The sequence below is a fragment of the Pseudomonas sp. TH39(2020) genome (assembly GCF_016650715.1).
GTDB lineage: Bacteria > Pseudomonadota > Gammaproteobacteria > Pseudomonadales > Pseudomonadaceae > Aquipseudomonas > Aquipseudomonas mandelii_C.
This window is the reverse complement of the sequence record NZ_JAEKFF010000008.1, coordinates 293,244-310,332: the sequence shown is the minus strand read 5'-3', so window position 1 is coordinate 310,332 and position 17,089 is coordinate 293,244. Positions and strand designations below refer to the sequence as shown.

Here is a 17,089-nt window from a genome sequence, read left to right as displayed (position 1 = left end):
ACTATCAATGGCCCTGGAAAACCGTATTGCCCAAGGATGGTATGCATATCCTCCCCGCAATTTGAGAGAAGCGACCCTTGAGTGAAACAGCGACCGGTGTACACGAAGACTCCCGTTCCAAAACGTCAGGAGTGGGCTTGCTCGTCGCCGCTGTCGGCGTGGTATACGGGGACATCGGCACCAGCCCCCTCTATACGCTGAAAGAAGTTTTTTCAGGCCACTACGGAGTTCAGGTAAATCACGACGGAGTGCTGGGCATTCTGTCGTTGATCTTCTGGTCACTGATCTGGGTGGTCTCGATCAAGTACGTGCTGTTCATCCTTCGCGCCAACAACCAGGGTGAAGGCGGCATTATGGCGTTGACGGCATTGGCCCGTCGCGCGGCAGCACCTTATCCGCAGATGAGCAAGGTACTGGTTCTGCTCGGCCTGTTCGGTGCGGCACTTTTTTACGGGGACAGCATGATCACCCCGGCTATTTCGGTGCTCTCTGCGGTTGAAGGACTTCAGCTGGCGTTTGACGGGATAGAGCACTGGGTTGTGCCCTTGTCAGTGATCGTGCTGGTGGCGCTGTTCCTGATACAGAAACACGGCACGGCTCGCATCGGTATCCTGTTCGGCCCAGTGATGGTGCTGTGGTTTGTCGTGTTAGGTGCGCTGGGGATCTATGGCATTTTGCAGCGCCCGGAAGTACTGCAAGCGCTCAATCCATACTGGGGAGCGCATTTTTTTATCGCTCATCCGGGAATCGGTGTGGCCATCCTGGGTGCCGTCGTATTGTCATTGACCGGTGCTGAAGCACTGTATGCGGACATGGGCCACTTTGGTCGAAAACCGATTTCTCGTGCCTGGTTCATTCTCGTGTTGCCCGGCTTGGTGCTCAACTACTTTGGCCAAGGCGCCTTGATCTTGGGAAACCCGGAGACCGTGCGAAACCCGTTCTATTTGCTGGCACCTGAATGGGCACTGTTACCGATGGTCGCGCTCTCCACACTGGCTACCATCATCGCTTCTCAAGCCGTGATCTCCGGGGCTTTCTCCCTGACTCGCCAGGCCATCCAGCTGGGTTACGTTCCTCGCATGTTTATCCAGCACACCTCCAGCCAGGAGCAGGGGCAGATCTACATCGGCACGGTTAACTGGGCGTTGATGGTCGGTGTCGTATTGCTGGTGATTGGTTTCGAGTCGTCCAGTGCTTTGGCCGCAGCGTATGGCGTCGCTGTGACGGGGACCATGCTGATCACCACCATCTTGTCCTCGGCTGTCGTCCTGCTCCTATGGAAAACGCCACGCTGGTTGGCCATCCCGATGCTGCTCGGATTTTTGCTGGTAGACGGTCTGTATTTCGCGGCCAACGCGCCGAAGATTTTTCAGGGCGGTGCGTTCCCGGTGATTGCCGGCATCGGCCTGTTCATTTTGATGACGACCTGGAAGCGGGGCAGGAAGATTGTTGTTGAGCGGCTGGATGAAACCGCGCTGCCTCTACCGCTCTTCATCGGCAGCATCCGTACGCAGCCCCCCCATCGCGTACAAGGCACGGCGGTGTTTCTGACGGCCAGGGCCGATGCCGTTCCTCATGCGCTGCTGCACAACCTGTTGCATAACCAGGTTTTGCATGAACAAGTCGTGTTGCTCACGGTAGTGTCTGAAGACAGCCCTCGCGTAAGTGCTGACAGAAGGTTTGAGGTCGAAGCCTATGGTGAAGGCTTTTTCCGGGTCAGTCTGCACTTTGGTTTTATTGAGGAGCCGAATGTCCCCCTGGCCTTGAGTCTCTGCCACTTGGCTGAGCTGGACTTCAGTCCGATGCGCACGACCTATTTCCTCAGCCGAGAGACGGTGATCCCGACCAAACGCATAGGTATGGCCCGTTGGCGAGAAAGCCTGTTCGCATTTTTGCTCAAGAACGCCAACAGCAACTTGAAATACTTCAAGTTGCCGCTGAATCGGGTGATAGAGCTGGGCACGCAGGTCGAGATGTAGCGATAAACAAAGCAACAACTGCAACCTGTGCTCAAGGAATAAAGCGGTAGCCAACCCCCGTTTCAGTCACCAGATGACGTGGTTGGGAAGGGTCCGCTTCTACTTTTTTGCGCAAACCTCCCATGAAGACACGAAGGTAAGGGGTATCGGTGGTGTGCGCCGGCCCCCATACGGCCTTGAGCAGTTGCAAGTGCGTCAGGACCCGATTTGGATTGGAGCAAAGATGAACCAGCAAACGGTATTCCAGCGGCGTCAAATGCAAGGGGGCGCCAGCACGTTCCACGACGCGCCGTTCGACATCGATTCGCACGTCCCCGAAGCACAGTACCGAGTTGTTTTCGGCATCTTTCGCCTGCCTGCGTAACAGCGCGCGCACACGGGCGAGCAGTTCACCGGTGCCAAAGGGCTTCACCAGGTAGTCGTCGGCACCGGTGTCCAGTGCCAGGATTTTGTCCGACTCTGCGCCACGTGCAGACAGCACAATAATGGGCACCGGCGACCAGCTTCTTACGTCCCGGATAAGGTCGATGCCGTCACCGTCGGGAAGTCCCAGGTCGAGCACGATCAGATCGGGCCGGCGCGTGCCCGCGTCGATGAGGCCTCGGTGAAAGGTATCGGCTTCGTGAACTTCCAGGCCTTCAGCTTGCAAAGCCATGCGCACGAAGCGGCGTATTTCCTTTTCGTCTTCGATGATCAGGACGTGAGGCACCGATTCGTTCATGGCTGCTCCTCGTCGGTCAATTGGGTCTCGATAACGGGAGGGGTTTCACGGGGCAGACGTAACGTAAAGCAAGCACCGCCCTCTGGCCGTGTGACCCCCAGAATGGTCCCCCCATGAGCCTGGGCGATAGCCCGGCAGATGGCCAGGCCCAGCCCGACGCCGGGTATCGCACTTTCCTTCTTGCCACGCATGAATTTGCTGAAGATCGCCTCTTCGTGACCGTGGGGTAACCCCGGTCCTTCGTCGGCGACCCACAACTCGATGTTGTCAGGCGTGGCCTTGGCCCCCAAGCCGATGGTGGTGCCTTGGGGCGTGTACTTGACGGCGTTCTCGATCAGGTTGATGAGGACGCGTTCGATCAGCACCGCGTCGATGCGTACGGGAGGTAAATCATCGTCCAGAGCGACCTGCACCGAACGCGCGCCCAGGATCGGCTGGATGGCTCGCAGGGCGCTGCCCACTACGTCCTCGATGGGTTGCCACTGCCGATTCAACACCACTTTGCCGGATTCGAGGCGTGCCATGTCCAGCAGGTTATTGACCAGCGTATTCATGCGCAGCGCCGATTCACCTACCGCCGTGGCAATTTCGGCGGCTTCGCCAGTCAAGGGAGGCTTGGCCAGCTTGAGCGCTTCGGCCAGCCCGACCATGACCGACAGCGGGGTTCGCAGGTCGTGGGAGATGGCCGACAGCAGCGAGTTGCGCAACCGTTCGGACTCCATTTGAACCGTCGTGTCCTGGGCCACGTGGATGTAGTGAATCCGTTCGAGCGAGATGGCCAGCAATGACGCACAGGTGTCGAGCAGGCGTCGCTGCTCCGGCACCACCAGCCGGGTGGTGTCGTGCGGTTGCACGGCCAACACTCCGCGCACCCGCATGGGTGCCGACAAAGGCAGGTAGAGCGTTGAACTGGAGGGCAGGGTGTCAGTGCCGTAGCCGGCCGGTTCGGTTTTGTCGAACGACCACTGGGCTATGGCCGTGTCCACTTGCGGTGCATCGCCGGTGATCAGCGGAGCTTGCAGTTTATTGTTGTCGTCAGCGACCAGCAGCGCCGACCTGGCGCCAAACTCGGCGGACAGGAAGCGAGCACTGATTTCAGCGACTTGCTCGGTCATCAGCGCGGCGGACAACAGGCGTGACATGTCGTACAGCGCCCGCATGCGGTCCTCGCGCCGCTGTGCCACCCGCGCCTGGTAAGTCAGGCCGGCGGTCATTTGCCCGATGACCAGGGCCACCACGAGCATGACGCTGAAGGTCACCAGGTACTGGATATCGGCGAAGGCGAACGAAAAGCGCGGCGCCACAAAAAAAAAGTCAAAGGCGGCCACTGACAAAAAGGCCGCCAGAATCGCTGGGCCGCGACCAAAGCGGACGGCGACGGCGACGACGGCCAGCAGGAACAGCATGACGATATTGGCCTGTTCCAGCACCTCAGCCAGAGGAAAAGCCGCCAGGGTCGTCACCGCGCAGAGTACCGCGCTCCAAATATAGGAGCGCCACATCACCGGACTTTCGATCTTCGTGGAGCGGGGCTCGGTGTGTGTCCGCTGGTTACTCGCAAGAGAGACTTGAATCACGTCCAGGTCCGCGCCCCGCGCACCAATTCGATCCGCGAGGATTGGCTTCCAGAAACGTCGACGAGGGTGTTCGTCACGCCCCAGCACGACATTGGAGAGATTGTGCTGGCGTGCGTACTTGACCAGCGTCTCGGCAATGTCCTGACCGGCTAGCGTCGAGATCTGTGCACCCATGTCCTGGGCCAGTTTCAGGGTCGCCAGAATGCGACGGCGCTTCGTCTCGGGCAGACGCTGCAAGGCGGGGGTTTCGACATACACGGCATGCCACGGCACGTTGAGCTGAGCGGCCAGACGCGCTGTCGAACGTACGGTTTTTTCCCCCTGTTCATGCGGGCCGACGCAGGCGAGCAGTGAGTCGCGGGTGCCCCAGACTGGTTTTACTGCACTGCTTATGCGGTATTGCAGCATCTCGCTGTCGACACGGTCGGCGGTGCGGCGCAATGCCAGTTCACGCAAAGCGATCAGGTTGCCTTTGCGAAAGAAATTCTGCACCGCGCGCTCGGCCTGTTGCGCCATATAAACCTTGCCTTCCTTCAAACGCTGCAGCAAGTCGTCGGGTGGCAAGTCGACGATGACCACTTCATCGGCCGTGTCGAACACATGGTCTGGCACGGTCTCCCAGACCCGAATACCGGTAATGCCACCGACGATGTCATTCAGGCTCTCAAGGTGCTGAACATTCATGGTGGACCAGACGTCGATACCGGCGCTGAGCAGTTCTTCCACGTCTTGCCAGCGTTTTGGATGACGGGAACCGATGATGTTGGAATGAGCCAGTTCGTCGATCAGGATCAGCTGCGGTTTTCGCAACAGGGCGGCGTCCAGATCGAACTCGGTCAGTGTGCGGTTCTTGTCGACGACCTGTTTGAGGGGCACCACGTCCAGGCCCTTGGTCAGCGTCTGGGTTTCAGCGCGGCCATGGGTTTCGATCACGCCGATCAGTACATCGATGTGCTGTTGTTTCGCCGTTTGGGCGGCCGCCAGCATCGCGTAGGTCTTGCCGACACCGGCGCTGGCGCCGAAAAAAATCTTCAGCCGACCGCGGTTGGCTTGCGCTTCTTCTTCGCGAATCTGGGCCAGTAGCTGGTCCGGGTCTGGACGTTGTTCGGCCATCAGGCTCACCGTGTGTGAGTGGGCGCTCAATGTGCGGCGTCGAGTGCCAGGTTCAGTTCCAGAACGTTGACCCGAGGCTCGCCAAGGAACCCGAACAGCATGCCCTCGGAGTGCTCGGTAATCAGTTGACGAACGCGCTCTATGGGCAAGTTGCGCACCCGCGAAATTCGGCCCGCCTGATACTGGGCTGCCGCGATGCTGATATGCGGATCGAGGCCGCTGGCCGAACTGTAGACCAGGTCGGCGGGGATGGTCGCGGTGTTGCCTGGGTCGGCAGCACGCAAGGCATCGATGCGGCCCTTGATCGCGTCCGCCAGTGCGGGATTCAGCGGCCCCAGGTTCGACCCGGACGATGCCGCCGCGTTGTAGGGCATGGGGCTGGTCGCGGACGGGCGACTCCAGAAATGCCGGGGATCGCTGAAGCTCTGACCGATCAACGACGAACCCACGGTTTTGCCATCCCGTTCAATCAGACTGCCCGCCGCCTGAGAAGGGAAGGCCAGCCTGGCAATCCCCATCGTGAGCAGTGGATAGGCCAGGCCGGTGATCAACGACAGTGCAATGAACAGGGTCAACGCCGGGCGCAGTAGAGAAGCCATGACAGTGCTCCTTTAAGTCAGACCGACGGCAAACAGCACCATGTCGATCACTTTTATGCCAATGAATGGAACGATCACGCCACCCAGCCCATAGATCAACATGTTGCGGCGCAACAGCGAGGCCGCGCCGACCGGACGGTACTTCACGCCTTTGAGTGCCAGGGGAATCAGGAAGATGATGATCAGCGCGTTGAAGATCACCGCTGACAGCACCGCCGAGTTCGGGCTTGTCAGCCCCATGATGTTGAGTGCCGCGAGCTGAGGGTACGTAGAGACAAAAGCCGCTGGCACGATCGCGAAATACTTGGCGATATCGTTGGCAATCGAGAAGGTGGTCAGCGAACCGCGGGTCATCAGCATCTGTTTGCCGGTTTCCACCACCTCGATCAACTTCGTCGGGTTGCTGTCCAGGTCCACCATGTTCCCGGCTTCCTTGGCGGCCTGAGTCCCCGAGTTCATCGCCACGGCAACATCCGCTTGAGCCAGTGCCGGGGCATCGTTGGTGCCGTCGCCGGTCATGGCCACCAGCCGGCCTTCGGCCTGGTAGTCGCGGATCAACTGCAACTTCTGTTCGGGCGTCGCTTCCGCCAGAAAGTCATCGACGCCGGCCTCGGCGGCGATGGCGGCGGCGGTGACCCGGTTATCGCCGGTCACCATCACGGTTTTGATGCCCATGCGCCGCAGTTCGAGGAAACGCTCCTTGATCCCGCCCTTGACGATGTCCTTGAGTTCGATCACGCCCAGCACCTTGACCCCGTCGGCGACGACCAGCGGGGTACTGCCTCGGCGTGCCACTTCCTCAATGCTGTTTTGCACGGCTTCGGGAAAGCTGCCACCCAGGCTCTGGACATGCTTGAGAATGGCCTCGCCAGCGCCCTTGCGTATTTGCCGGTCGCCCATGTTGACGCCGCTCATGCGCGTTTGCGCCGAAAAGTGCACGAAGTGGGCGTCGAGTGCGCCGATTTCCCGTTCCCGCAGATTGAAACGCTGCTTGGCCAAGACGACGATACTGCGCCCCTCGGGGGTTTCGTCGGCCAGGGAGGCCAGTTGTGCCACATCCGCCAGCTCGGCCTCCTTGATGCCCGGTGCCGGTAAAAAGGCCGAGGCATGGCGATTGCCCAGCGTAATGGTCCCGGTCTTGTCGAGCAGGAGAACGTCCACGTCACCGGCGGCTTCCACGGCTCGGCCGGACGTGGCGATCACGTTGGCCTCCATCATGCGGCTCATGCCCGCCACACCGACAGCCGAGAGCAGGCCGGCAATGGTCGTGGGAATCAGGCAGACCAGCAACGAGATGAGGACGGTGATCGAGACGGGGGTCCCGGATTTGGCCACTGCAACCCCGAACAGCGAGAACGGCAGGAGCGTCACCGTCACCCCCAGAAACACGATCGTCAGGGCGACCAATAAAATCGACAAGGCAATTTCATTCGGGGTTTTTTGCCGCTTGGCGTTCTCGACCATCGCAATCATGCGGTCGACAAAGGTTTCGCCAGGGTCAGTGGTTACACGAATGACGATCCAGTCCGACAGGACCCGAGTCCCGCCCGTTACCGATGAGAAATCACCACCACACTCCCGTATCACCGGGGCCGATTCACCGGTGATGGCGGACTCATCCACCGAGGCGGCACCTTCGATGACCTCGCCGTCGGCGGGGATCACTGAATTCGCGAGGTCGCCGGCTTCAACCACCACGACATCGCCCTTGCACAGGTCGTTCGATTTAGCCAGCTGCCACTCTGCGCCGTAGTGTGGCTCGCGCAGTTTCTTGGCCCAGGTTTCCTTTTTCAGTTTATGCAGGGAAGCGGCCTGGGCCTTGCTGCGGCCTTCGGCCAAGGCCTCGGCGAAGTTAGCGAACAGCACGGTGAACCACAGCCAAAAAGTGATCGCCAGGATGAACCCGGTACCGGCTTCCCCTTTGCCACTCAGCGCCTGGCCCCATAGGGCGGTGGTGATGATCGCGCCGATGTAGACGACGAACATCACCGGGTTTCGCCACTGGATCCTGGGGCTGAGTTTGCGCACTGACTCGACGATGGCAGGCATTATCAGTTTCGGGTCGAACAAGGAGAACGCTTTGCGTGTCATGTTCGTGATCTCACTTGATCATCATGAAGTGTTCAACGACGGGCCCCAGCGCGAGCGCCGGTACGTAGTTCAACAAGCCGACCAGCAACACCGTGCCGATCAGCAGCACCACGAACAGCATCCCGTGGGTGGGCATGGTGCCTGCGGTGACCGCCAATCGCTTCTTCGCAGCCAGGCTGCCGGCGACTGCGAGCACCGGCACGATGACGCCGAACCGGCCGAACCAAGTCATGAAGGCCAGCATCGTGTTGTAGAACGGCGTGTTGGCCGACAGACCGGCGAAGGCACTGCCGTTGTTGTTGGCCGCCGAGGTAAAGGCGTAGAGGATTTCCGAGAAACCATGGGCGCCGGGGTTGGCGATCCCCAGTCTTCCAGCCTCGGCCATGACAGCGATGGCCGTACCGAACAGCACCAGCAATGGCGTTACCAGAATCGCGATGGCCACCATCTTCATCTCGTAGGCTTCGATTTTCTTGCCCAGGTACTCGGGCGTGCGGCCGATCATCAGGCCGGCGATAAACACTGCGAGGATGGCGAACACCAACATGCCATACAGGCCTGAGCCGGTACCGCCGAACACCACTTCACCCAGTTGCATGAGTATCAGCGGCACCGCACCACCCAGCGGCGTAAACGAATCATGCATTGCGACAACAGCGCCACACGACGCCGCCGTTGTCACCGCCGCAAACAGACTGGATGCACTGATGCCGAAGCGCAGTTCCTTGCCCTCCATGTTGCCCGCCGCCGTGTCGATACCCAGCGCCGAAAACTGCGGATTGCCGAGTTGTTCGTAATGGGTGACCGCTATTACCGCGATCACAAAGATGATCGTCATGGTCGCCAGCAGCGCCCAGCCTTGGCGTATGTCACCGACGATGTGGCCGAAGACGAAACACAGCGCCGTCGGGATCAGGAAGATCGCCAGCAACTGAAAGAAGTTCGTGACGGCGGTGGGGTTTTCATAAGGATGCGCCGAGTTGGCGTTGAAGAAACCGCCACCATTGGTGCCTAGCATTTTGATGGCTTCTTGTGAGGCGACCGGCCCCATGGCAATCGTCTGCTTATCGGTACTGGCGGCCTTGGTCACCGGGTTGCCCTGGGCATCGATGACCGGCTGGCCGGCATCATTGAGTACCGGAGCCTGGTACTGCATGACCTCCAGCGTCGTGACTTCCTTGTACGGGTCAAGATTCTGGATCACGCCCTGGCTAACCAGAAACAGCGCAAAAATCAGCGACAGCGGCAGCAGCACCCACAACGTGATGCGCGTGAGGTCGGTCCAGGCATTGCCGATGCTGTCCGCGCTGTGGCGCGCGAATCCGCGAATCAGGGCAACGGCCACCACAATGCCGGTGGCGGCAGAGAGGAAGTTCTGTACCGTCAGCGCGAGCATCTGGGTCAGGTAACTCATCGTCGTTTCGCCGCCGTAGCCTTGCCAGTTGGTATTGGTGACGAAACTGGAGGCGGTATTGAACGAGGAGTCTGGAGTGACGGCGCCGAACCCTTGGGGGTTAAATGGCAGAACGCCTTGCAGCCGTTGCAGGGCATAAACGGCCAGCAATCCCAGTGCGTTGAACAGCAGCAGGGCGAGGGCATACTGGAGCCAACTCATTTGTGTTTCAGGCTTGATGCCGGCAAGGCGATAAAGCGGCGACTCGATGCGCGCACCGAAGGCAAATCGGCCCTCCATCACCGTGGTCAACCAGCGCCCAAGAGGCCAGGCCAGAATACCCAGCGCCAACAGAAAGGCCCCGAGCAGGCCCCAGGCTTGAGTAGTCACAGGAAGTCCTCCGGAAAAAGCAGCGCACAGACGAGGTAAATCAGTAAACCCGTCGCTATCAGCCCGCCGAAAAGATAGAAGCCAGTCATGACCGTCTCCTGTTAAGCGCGGCACAGCCACGAGCAAGGCCGACAAAGATGAAAAAAAACAGTGCGCCAAGCACTAAAAAGACGAAGTCCATGGCATTCCCTCCAGCGATGGGGGAAGCCTAGTTGGCCTTCTAGTAAGTTGTTAAAAGGATTGGGCACAGGCGCATAAAGATCTTGTAAAGGTGCTGCTCAAATACGGTCGGCGCCAAACATGGCGGTGTGAGGGGCGGGTTTGACGATTTGCAGGGGGACATGGCGGCGGTCATGGCCTTGTTGACCGAACAGGTGCGTTTGGCCGCTCGGACAATGAAGCCGAAAATGGTGATAGAAGGAGGCGAACTCCCAAGTTTCAAAGCCCTCCGCCGAAGCGATACTGCCAGGCGATGCCAATGGCATCGTATTCGCTGCCCGTGCGGGTATGCCCGCCCTTACTCGCATTCAGCTTTAGCGAGTGGTTCCGGTTCAACGGCAGCGTGAGGGTGCATCCGTAACGTGTGTTTTCCTGATAATCGTGGTTACCGACCCCATCGACTGAGCTACTCCCTCCAGCGAAGTAGGTCGTATCCAGCGCAGCCCAAACACCGTTGCTAAAGGCATAGATAAGATGCCCCTGTACCTGATAAATCGGGTTCTGGGAAAGTTGGTGGTCGCCGAGGAACTCGTCATTGTCGGTGTAAAAAGTTCCTGCGCCGGACAATTCCAGGGTCACTGGGCCCAGGCGCTTGGAAATCCCGAGTTCGGGCTTGAATGACCAGCGGTTGTTGCCAAGATTTACCAGCTTACTAGCGTCGTATTGGCCCAGTGGCGCCGTGATCGCCAGGCTCGCGCCGATAATCACATCCTGTTGATAGCTGGGGAATTCAGCCAGGGACAATGCCGGGGCGCCATATAAGTTGACCGAAAACCGAAATCTTGGATCGATCAACCCAGTAACATTTCGCTCCTTGGGTTCACCGGCGAACAGAGCAGAGCCCGTCAATCTTGCCTCAGGCACGACGATATCGAACTTCCCGGAACGGCCCCAGACGTCCAGAGATCTGGCAAAGGCCAACACGACAGTCTTTATGTTGAGCTTGGCGTTCTGGAGCGGGACTGAGGGGTTGGCGGTCACGCTGCCATGGAGATCGCTGTAGCCCATGAGCAGGAAATTGATACCGACCGGCGTATTGGCATAGGACCTGGGTTCCAGGTCCTCTGCGACTGCACCGGGGGCAACGATGATGAGCGATGCGGATGCGAACCGAACGAGCCTGACGACGCAGAGTTTGTGTTTCATCCACATTCGCTCGCTTCCTGTCAGGACCCCACCGGTCTGTATTTTTATGGCGGTGGCGATCAGCTCCCGGCTCGTTTATTCAATGCCGCTTCAGCCGCAGCGATTTCCGCCTGACGCTTGACGATCATGTCGCCTATCGGTGGACCCTGGAAGCGTCGGGCTTCAAAACCGAACCAGACGATAGCCGTCAGCACCAGAAAACCGATGGTGATGTACAGCGCCCAATCGTTCGGTGGCTGGATGCCGATGACGAAAATAATCACCATCGAGAGGATCGAGAGGATGGCGAACACGGAGTACCAGAAGCGTCCCATGTTCCACGGCCCCATGGCCGGCCACTTCGACGTCCCGTAGGTAAACAGGCCCAGCACGATAGGGATGATGAAGGAGAAGAACAGGAAGATCACCGTGCAGGACACCACGATGGTATAGACCGGCGTTGCGCCGACCGATATCACGGACGATCCCCAGTCGAACAATACCGCCAGGGTGGCACCGGTCCAGATCGCCGCCACCGGGCTGCGATAGGTCGGCGAAACCGAGGCCAGTGCTTTCGAGCAGGGCAGGCCACCGTCACGGGAAAACGCGAAGATCATGCGTGAAACCGAGGTCACGGTTGCCAGCCCGCAGAGGAACTGCGAGATGAATATCGCCACGTACAGCGCGAGCTTCACGGTTGGGTTGACCTGCGTGTTCATGGCCCAGAAAAACACGTTCCAGCCTTGCTTCGCCGCCTCATCCATGTTCGGCAGCATCAGTACAAACGAACAGAGCATGACCCAGCCGAACAGCAACGACCAGACCACTGACGTGACCATGCCACGCGGCACGGACACGGCTGCCTGCCGGGTTTCCTCGGAGGTATGCGCAGAGGCGTCATAGCCGGTGATGGTATAGATCGGCAACAGCAGGCCGAGCATGAAAATCCAGCCGTTCGACACCTGTGGCCAAACGCTGCCGCCAGCCTCGCCGGAATAGTTACTGAAGGTCCATAACCGGGCGAATTCATAACTGGGCGCCGATATCAGGCAGACGACGGTCAGCGCGAGCGCCGTGGCGAAAATCAGATACCCCGAGAAGTCGGTGAGCTTCGCGGTCAGTCCGATACCCAGGTGGTTACACAAGGCCTGGATGCCGGTCAGGATCGCCAGGAAAATCACCCGGGTCGTGGTGGTGTCTTCCATTCCCAGGGCCGGTCCGAAGGCGCCGAAAAAGAAGTAATAGGTGCCGACGTTGATCGCACCGAGCACGGTGACCAGCCCGAGCAAGTTGAACCACGCGGTCAGCCAGCCGGTGAAGCGGTTACCGAGAATCGAACCCCAGTGATAGAGGCCGCCAGCGGTGGGGTAGGCCGAGGAGATCTGCGCCATGGCCATGGCGAAAACCCCGGAGATCAGACAACCGATCGGCCAGCCGATGCCGATTGACGCACCGCCCGCACCCGAGGTGCCCTGCGCAAGTGAGTTGATACCACCCGAGAGGATGCAGATGATCGAAAAGGAAATGGCAAAGTTGGAGAAAACGCCCATGCGCCGTGAGAGTTCCTGGGCATAGCCCATGCTGTGCAGCACCTTGACGTCATCGTCTTGCGGCGCGTTCGTGCCGGGCTCGCTTGTTGGCTTCATGTTGTGTGCCCCTTCAGGTTTTGATACGCATCCATCCGGGTTTACGTTGCCGGATGGGCTGGCCTTCAACCCCTTGTCGTACTGCTCCTGTTTCTAACGGATAAACCCCGTCCATGCTGCGCGTTCGCGCCTTGGCCATGGACAGACAACTGCTCTACAGACGCCCGTGGTACGCCGCTTCGAAAATTTCAGCCGCGCCATTTCGGGTCAATGGCAACGGGTTGCCGCCGGCGCAAGGGTCGACAATCGCCATGTCCGCAATCAGGTCGGCCTGCCGATCATCCACCCCCAACTCAACCAGCGTATGGGGCACGCCGATGTCCTTGCGCAACTTGAGGACGAAGGCCAGAAAACTGTCGAAGCCGGGAGAGGGCAGACGCAAATAAGCGGCGAGGCGGGTGATGCGTTCCTCGATGGCCGGGCGATTGAATTTCAGGACATAGGGCATGAACGTGGCGTTGGTCATGCCGTGATGGGTGTCGTACAGGGCGCCCACCGGATGTGAGAGGGCGTGCATCCCGCCCAGGCCTTTCTGAAAGGCGGTAGCGCCCATCGCGGCTGCCGCGAGCATTTCCGCTCGCGCCTCCAGGTCCGAGGGTGTGTGTACGGCTCGCACCAGCGAATTGGCGACCAGGCGCATACCTTCCACCGCAATCCCTTCGGCCATGGGGTGAAAGCCGGGGGCGCAATACGATTCCAGGCAATGCGCAAACGCATCCATGCCGGTGCCAGCAGTGACCTTGGCCGGCATGCCGACGGTGAGGGCCGGGTCGCTGATGACCACGCGCGGCATCATCTTCGGGTGGAAGATGATGCGTTTGGTGTGCGTACGCTCATCGATGATCACCGCGGCACGGCCCACCTCGGAGCCGGTACCCGCCGTGGTCGGCACCGCAATGATCGGGGCGATGCTGCCCTCGTCGGCGCGGGTCCAGTAGTCGCCGATGTCTTCGAAATCCCACACCGGTCGGGTTTGGCCGCTCATGAAGGCGATGAGCTTGCCCATGTCCAGGCCACTGCCGCCGCCGAAGGCGACTACGCCATCGTGTTTGCCGGCTCGCCAGGCGTCGAGCCCGCCCGCCAGGTTGGCTTCCACCGGATTGGGTTTAAGGTCGCAAAACAGCGCGACGCCAAGGCCGGCGGCGCGCAAGGCGTCCAGCGCTGCGGCGGTGATCGGGGCTCGCGCCAGGCCACTGTCGGTGACCAGCAACGGTCGCTGGATTCCTTGGCTGCGGCAGATCTCGGCAAGCTCGGCGATGCGGCCGACACCGAAGCGGATGCTTGTGGGGTAGTTCCAGTTCGCGGTCAGGCTCATGGCTCAGATCTCGTGGCGCAAATGGAAGGATTTCGCTCGGGTCAGATGTTCATAACCCAGGCGCGACAGCGTGACGCCGCGCCCGCTGTTCTTCACCCCGGTCCAGGCCAGGGCCGGGTCCAGGTAATCGCAGCGGTTCATGAATACGGTGCCGGTGTCGATCTCGTTGCCCAGGCGCTCTGCGGCGGCAAGGTCTTGTGTCCAGATGGACGCGCTGAGCCCGAACTCACTGTCGTTCATCAAGGCAATGGCTTCGTCGTCGCTGGCCACCGGCATGATGCCGACCACCGGGCCAAAGCTTTCCTCGCGCATCACCGACATTTGATGGGTGACGTCGACTAATACCTGCGGCGCGAGGTAGGCGCTGCCCGGTGCGTCGGCAGGAAAATCCTTTGGATCGATCAGCGCCCGAGCGCCCTGTGTCAGTGCGTCGGCGATCTGACCACGAACGAAATCAGCGGCGTTCGGTGTGACCAGCGGGCCGAGCGTGGTGGCCTCGTCCAGCGGATTGCCCAGCACGTATTGACGGGTCAAAGAAACGAAGCGCTCGACAAAGGCCGGGTAAATTTTGCTATCGACATAGATTCGCTCGACGGCGCAACAGCTCTGCCCGGAATTGAAGAAGCTGCCATCCACCAGGTTTTCCACTGCATGGTCGAGATTGGCGTCTGCCCGTACGTAGGCCGGGTCTTTGCCTCCGAGTTCCAGGCCCACGCCGAGGAAGTTTCCGACGGCCGCGTGTTCCATGGATTTACCGCCTTCGACCGAGCCGGTGAAGTTCACCTGCTGCACGCGTCCAGAGGAAATGATCGCTCCGGTATAGAGATGACTCAGCAGCAGGTTTTGGAACAATCCTTCGGGCAGATGGGCGCGGCGAAAGGCCTCGGCGAACCGTTCACCCACCAGCAACGTTTGCGACGCGTGTTTGAGGATGACGCTGTTGCCGGCCATCAGCGCCGGAATGATCGTATTCACTGCCGTTAGATAGGGGTAATTCCAGGGGGCGACGACCAATACCGTACCCAGCGGTTCGCGCTTGATGCAGCGTCGAAAACCGGCGACGGGCGTGGGCTCAAGCGCTGCCAACGCTTCAGGTGCAATGGCGATCATATGCCGGGCTCGCTCTTCGAAACCGCGCAGTTCGCCAGCACCAAAGCGCACCGGGCGGCCCATCTGCCAGGCCAGTTCCGGCACGATGTCGGCCTTCATGGCCAGCATCGCGTCCACCGCGGCGCTACAGAAGGCGGCGCGTTCGCTCAGTGGCCGGCGTTTCCATTGCGCTTGGGCCGCTTCGGCCGCCGCCAGAGCCTGGTCGATTTGCGCCGCATCGGCGCAGCGGCGTTCGGCATAGACCCGGCCATCGACCGGGGAGATGAGTTGAATCGTTGAAGTCATGATGGAAGTCTCAATAACGCTCAAACCCGCGCTGCAGTTCCCAGTCGGTGATCCGCCGGTCGTACTCTTTCTGCTCCCATTCAGCGGTATGCACGTAGTGGTCGATCACTTCATCGCCGAACGCCTCGCGCAACATGGTCGAGCCCTGGAGTGCGGCGCAGGCTTCGCGCAGGGTCTTCGATACTTCAGGCAAGTGTTCGTCGACGTAGGCATCGCCCTCAAAGGGCGGCGCGAGGCTGAGCTTCTCGTCGATACCGGCCAGTCCCGCAGCGATCAAGGCGGCGAAGGCCAGATAAGGGTTGAGGTCGGCGCCGCCGATGCGACATTCGATGCGGATGGCTTTGCTGCCTTCTGCGCACAAACGGAAACCAGCGGTGCGATTGTCCCGACTCCACACCGCCCGGGTCGGGGCAAAGGTGCCGGCCTGAAAGCGCTTGTACGAATTGATGTAGGGCGCGAGAAAACAGGTGATGTCGTTGGCGTATTTAAGCTGCCCGGCCACCCAGGAGCGCATGAGTTTCGACATGCCGAACTCCGCCTTGGTGTCGAAGAACAGCGGCTTTTTACCGTTCTTGTCCCACAGCGAATTGTGAATGTGGCTGCTGGAGCCGGCGGCGTCATAGCGCCACTTGGCCATGAACGTGATCGCCTTGCCTTGCAGTTGCGCGATCTCTTTGCAGGCGTGCTTGATGATGACGTGGTGGTCGGCCATGGTCAGGGCATCGGCATAACGGATGTTGATCTCTTCCTGGCCCGGCCCCCATTCACCCTTGGAATTTTCCACGGGAATGCCGCTGGCCTGCAGATGCTTGCGAATCGCCCGCAGCACCGGCTCTTCGCGGGTGGTCTGCAGGATGTTGTAGTCCTCGATGTAGTGACCGGCCGTTTTCGGCTTGTGGTAGTTGCGCTCGTGGATGGCCTCGTAGCTCTCGTCGAACAGATAGAACTCCAGTTCCGAGGCGAACATGCCGGTGTAGCCGCGCTCGCGCAGTCGCTCAATCTGCTTTTTCAGGATCGCCCGCGGGCTGTGCGGCAGGTCGCGCCGATGGTGATGATCGAGCACATCGCAGAGCACCAGTGCCGTGCACTCAAGCCAGGGCACCCGTCGCAACGTGGCCATGTCGGGTTTGAGCACAAAGTCGCCATAGCCTTTGCTCCAGCTGGCCGCGGCGTAACCCGGCACCGGTTCCATGTCGATGTCGTCGGCCAGCAGGTAATTGCAGCAGTGGGTTTCTTCATGGCCGCTGTCGATGAAAAACTCGACCTGGAATCGTTTGCCGACCAGTCGGCCTTGCATGTCGACCATGCAGACAAGAACGGTATCGATCTCGCCGGAGGCGGCGGCACGCTTGAGTTGATCAAAACTGAGGAGGGGCTCGGTCATCACGTAGTCCTGCGTGAATTGTTTGGGCCTGTCTGAAATAGCTGTTGCAGACGCTCTCCAGAACAACCCAAAACCTGCAGACGCGAGCATCGTGTGCAATAAGCTGCTGTAAGCGTAGCCTACTGCTGCACAGTGCAAGTTT

General features: G+C 60.0%; 12 protein-coding genes. 1 reads left to right on the top strand and 11 read right to left on the bottom strand.

Annotated elements, in window-relative coordinates; translation table 11 throughout:
• The first annotated feature begins 77 nt into the window (after positions 1–77).
• Positions 78–1,979: a potassium transporter Kup gene (locus JFU47_RS29695; protein ID WP_201187746.1), complete on the top strand. Its 1,902-nt coding sequence runs from the start codon at positions 78–80 to the stop codon at positions 1,977–1,979.
• 31 nt (positions 1,980–2,010) lie between these two features.
• Here JFU47_RS29695 and kdpE read toward each other — a convergent pair whose 3' ends face one another.
• From kdpE to JFU47_RS29640, 11 genes are all read right to left on the bottom strand, one after another.
• Positions 2,011–2,700: a two-component system response regulator KdpE gene (gene kdpE / locus JFU47_RS29690; protein ID WP_201187744.1), complete on the bottom strand. Its 690-nt coding sequence runs from the start codon at positions 2,698–2,700 to the stop codon at positions 2,011–2,013.
• Entirely contained in the window at positions 2,697–5,390 is a 2,694-nt protein-coding gene (gene kdpD / locus JFU47_RS29685; protein ID WP_201187742.1) for a two-component system sensor histidine kinase KdpD, read from the bottom strand. The genes kdpE and kdpD overlap by 4 nt, the downstream gene beginning before the upstream one ends.
• A gap of 26 nt (positions 5,391–5,416) precedes the next feature.
• A complete protein-coding gene (gene kdpC, locus JFU47_RS29680; protein WP_201187740.1) occupies positions 5,417–5,989 on the bottom strand; it encodes a potassium-transporting ATPase subunit KdpC in 573 nt (190 codons plus the stop codon).
• Positions 5,990–6,001: 12 nt separating this feature from the next.
• The gene (gene kdpB, locus JFU47_RS29675) at positions 6,002–8,080 is read right to left on the bottom strand and encodes a potassium-transporting ATPase subunit KdpB (protein WP_201187738.1); all 2,079 of its coding nucleotides are present in this window, start codon (positions 8,078–8,080) and stop codon (positions 6,002–6,004) included.
• Between the two features lie 10 nt (positions 8,081–8,090).
• A complete protein-coding gene (kdpA, locus tag JFU47_RS29670; RefSeq protein ID WP_201187736.1) occupies positions 8,091–9,863 on the bottom strand; it encodes a potassium-transporting ATPase subunit KdpA in 1,773 nt (590 codons plus the stop codon).
• On the bottom strand, positions 9,860–9,952 hold the full coding sequence (gene kdpF, locus JFU47_RS29665) for a K(+)-transporting ATPase subunit F (RefSeq protein ID WP_201187734.1): 93 nt from the start codon (positions 9,950–9,952) through the stop codon (positions 9,860–9,862). The genes kdpA and kdpF overlap by 4 nt, the downstream gene beginning before the upstream one ends.
• A gap of 349 nt (positions 9,953–10,301) precedes the next feature.
• Entirely contained in the window at positions 10,302–11,234 is a 933-nt protein-coding gene (locus JFU47_RS29660) for a transporter (RefSeq protein WP_140894644.1), read from the bottom strand.
• 53 nt (positions 11,235–11,287) lie between these two features.
• Positions 11,288–12,853: an amino acid permease gene (locus tag JFU47_RS29655; RefSeq protein ID WP_201187732.1), complete on the bottom strand. Its 1,566-nt coding sequence runs from the start codon at positions 12,851–12,853 to the stop codon at positions 11,288–11,290.
• 154 nt (positions 12,854–13,007) lie between these two features.
• Positions 13,008–14,168, bottom strand: coding sequence for an iron-containing alcohol dehydrogenase (locus tag JFU47_RS29650; RefSeq protein ID WP_140681355.1), 1,161 nt, complete (start codon positions 14,166–14,168; stop codon positions 13,008–13,010).
• Positions 14,169–14,171: 3 nt separating this feature from the next.
• The gene (locus JFU47_RS29645) at positions 14,172–15,563 is read right to left on the bottom strand and encodes an aldehyde dehydrogenase family protein (RefSeq protein WP_201187730.1); all 1,392 of its coding nucleotides are present in this window, start codon (positions 15,561–15,563) and stop codon (positions 14,172–14,174) included.
• Between the two features lie 10 nt (positions 15,564–15,573).
• Entirely contained in the window at positions 15,574–16,947 is a 1,374-nt protein-coding gene (locus JFU47_RS29640) for a glutamine synthetase family protein (protein WP_123368893.1), read from the bottom strand.
• Between the last annotated feature and the right edge of the window lie 142 nt (positions 16,948–17,089).